Raw genomic sequence first — 2,798 nt, 5'->3', positions numbered from 1 at the left:
GGGCTGGGGGCTCGGGGCTACTTCTTCGACTTGGCTTCGCCGCCGCCGCCACCGCCGCTGTCGTCGGTCGACAGCGCCGCGATGAACGCCTCCTGCGGCACCTCCACCCGGCCGACGACCTTCATCCGCTTCTTGCCCTCCTTCTGCTTCTCCAGCAGCTTCCGCTTCCGCGAGATGTCACCGCCGTAGCACTTGGCCAGCACGTCCTTGCGGATCGCACGGATGGTCTCGCGGGCGATGATGCGAGCACCGACGGCCGCCTGGATGGGCACCTCGAACTGCTGGCGCGGGATCAGCTCGCGCAGCTTGTTGGCCATCCGGGTGCCGTAGGAGTACGCCTTGTCCTTGTGGACGATCGCGGAGAACGCGTCCACCTTGTCACCCTGGAGGAGGATGTCGACCTTCACCAGATCGGCCGTCTGCTCGCCGGTCGGCTCGTAGTCGAGGGAGGCGTAACCACGGGTGCGGGACTTCAGCGCGTCGAAGAAGTCGAAGACGATCTCCGCCAGCGGCAGCGTGTAGCGCAGCTCGACGCGGTCCTCCGACAGGTAGTCCATGCCCTGCAGGCTGCCGCGCCGCGACTGGCACAGCTCCATGATCGCGCCGATGAACTCGCTGGGCGCGATGAGCGTGGCCCGTACGATCGGCTCGTGCACCGTGGCGGTCTTCCCGGTGGGGAACTCGCTGGGGTTGGTCACCACGTGCTCGGTGCCGTCCTCCATCTCCACCCGGTAGACCACGTTGGGCGCCGTGGCGATCAGGTCGAGCCCGAACTCGCGCTCCAGCCGCTCCCGGATCACCTCCAGGTGCAGCAGGCCCAGGAAGCCCACACGGAAGCCGAAGCCCAGCGCCGCCGAGCTCTCCGGCTCGTAGGTGAGCGCGGCGTCGTTGAGCAGCAGCTTGTCCAGCGCCTCGCGCAGCTCCGGATAATCGGAGCCGTCCAGCGGATACAGCCCCGAGAACACCATCGGCTTCGGGTCCTTGTAGCCCGGCAGCGGCTCCTCGGCACCCTTGGACTGCTGGGTGACCGTGTCACCCACCTTCGACTGGCGCACGTCCTTCACGCCGGTGATCAGGTAGCCGACCTCGCCCACGCCCAGCCCGTCGGCGGGCGTCATCTCCGGCGAGTTCGCGCCGATCTCCAGCAGCTCGTGCGTGGCGCCTGTCGACATCATGCGGATGCGCTCACGCTTACTGAGCAGCCCGTCGACGACCTTGATGTACGTCACCACGCCGCGGTACGCGTCGTAGACCGAGTCGAAGATCATCGCGCGGGCGGGGGCGTCCGCCACACCCGTCGGCGGGGTGACCTGACGGACGACCTCGTCCAGCAGCTCCTCGACACCCTCGCCCGTCTTCGCCGAGACCTTCAGCACGTCCTCAGGATCGCAGCCGATGAGGTGCGCCAGCTCCGCCGCGAACTTCTCGGGCTGCGCGGCGGGCAGGTCGATCTTGTTGAGCACGGGAATGATCGTGAGGTCGTGCTCCATCGCCAGATACAGGTTGGCGAGGGTCTGCGCCTCGATGCCCTGCGCGGCGTCCACCAGCAGGATGCACCCCTCGCACGCCGCCAGGGAGCGGGAGACCTCGTAGGTGAAGTCGACGTGCCCCGGGGTGTCGATCATGTTGAGCACATGCGGGGTGCCCAGATCGTCCGTGGGCGCCCAGGGCATCCGCACGGCCTGGGACTTGATCGTGATGCCCCGCTCGCGCTCGATGTCCATGCGGTCGAGGTACTGCGCGCGCATCTGCCTCTTGTCCACGACGCCGGTCAGCTGAAGCATCCGGTCGGCAAGCGTGGACTTGCCGTGGTCGATGTGCGCGATGATGCAGAAGTTACGGATCAGCGCCGGGTCGGTACGGCTCGGCTCCGGCGCGTTCGTTGGGGTCGCGGGCACGCAGTGTCCTGTCGGGTCTGGCCTGTCGGGATCTTCGGGCTGGTTCTCGTCTTCAGGCAGGGTTCGTCTTCGGCTGGGTCCGCGGGATTCGCGCGGGGTGTGTCCCACACCATGGTCCCATGCGCGCGGGGCGCCGACCGGATTGGGAGGGGCAGGTGCCCGGCTGGTAGCCTGGGCGACTGTGCCTTATGGCACTGATGCGGTGCCCCACGGCACCGGCGTTGGAAACTCCGAACCGCAAAGGCTCTTTCGTGGCGAACATCAAGTCCCAGATCAAGCGGATCAAGACGAACGAGAAGGCGCGGCAGCGCAACAAGGCCGTCAAGTCCGAGCTGAAGACCGCGATCCGTCGCACCCGCGAGGCCGTCGCCGCCGGTGACGCCGCCAAGGCGACCGAGGCGCAGAAGCAGGCGGCCCGCAAGCTCGACAAGGCCGTCAGCAAGGGCGTGCTGCACAAGAACAACGCCGCCAACAAGAAGGCGGCGCTGGCCAAGCACGTCTCCACCGTCAACGGCTGACCCCTCCTTCTCAGCTCGACGGGGCACAGCCGCATCCGGCTCGGGCGTCGTGAGGCGGGCCCTCTCTCATCCGCCGTACGTCCGAACCACCGCTTGAGACAGCGCGCCGCACGCGGCCTGCGTTCGCCACGCGGGTGCGGCGCACCACACAGCACATCACGGAAGACCCCGTTCCTTCCCTCTTCCCCAGGGCACGAACGGGGTCTTTCGCGTGCCCGGCCCCCGGCCACTGCCCTGTGTCGCTGCGCTCTGCCTGTGTCGCTGCGCTCTGCAGTAGCAAGGAGAGCCCTCACATCCGACGTGGGTGGGCGGGCGCCCGAGGGAAGCGTGCGGGAGCGGGGGCCTCATCCGCCGTACGTCCGAACCACCGCTTGAGACAGCG

Annotated in this window: 2 protein-coding genes; one reads left to right on the top strand and one right to left on the bottom strand. The window is 68.0% G+C overall.

Annotated features, from left to right (window positions below; translation table 11 throughout):
• Positions 1-17: 17 nt before the first annotated feature.
• A complete protein-coding gene (gene lepA / locus AB8Z75_RS33090) occupies positions 18-1,898 on the bottom strand; it encodes a translation elongation factor 4 (protein ID WP_369208541.1) in 1,881 nt (626 codons plus the stop codon).
• A 251-nt stretch (positions 1,899-2,149) separates the two neighbouring features.
• Here lepA and rpsT point away from each other — a divergent pair, with 251 nt between their 5' ends.
• The gene (rpsT, locus tag AB8Z75_RS33085; protein WP_369208539.1) at positions 2,150-2,416 is read left to right on the top strand and encodes a 30S ribosomal protein S20; all 267 of its coding nucleotides are present in this window, start codon (positions 2,150-2,152) and stop codon (positions 2,414-2,416) included.
• Positions 2,417-2,798: the final 382 nt, after the last annotated feature.

This window comes from Streptomyces sp. PU-14G (assembly GCF_041028275.1).
Lineage (GTDB): Bacteria > Actinomycetota > Actinomycetes > Streptomycetales > Streptomycetaceae > Streptomyces.
The sequence above is the reverse complement of the archived record's forward strand: the minus strand, read 5'-3'. Positions and strand labels throughout refer to the sequence as shown.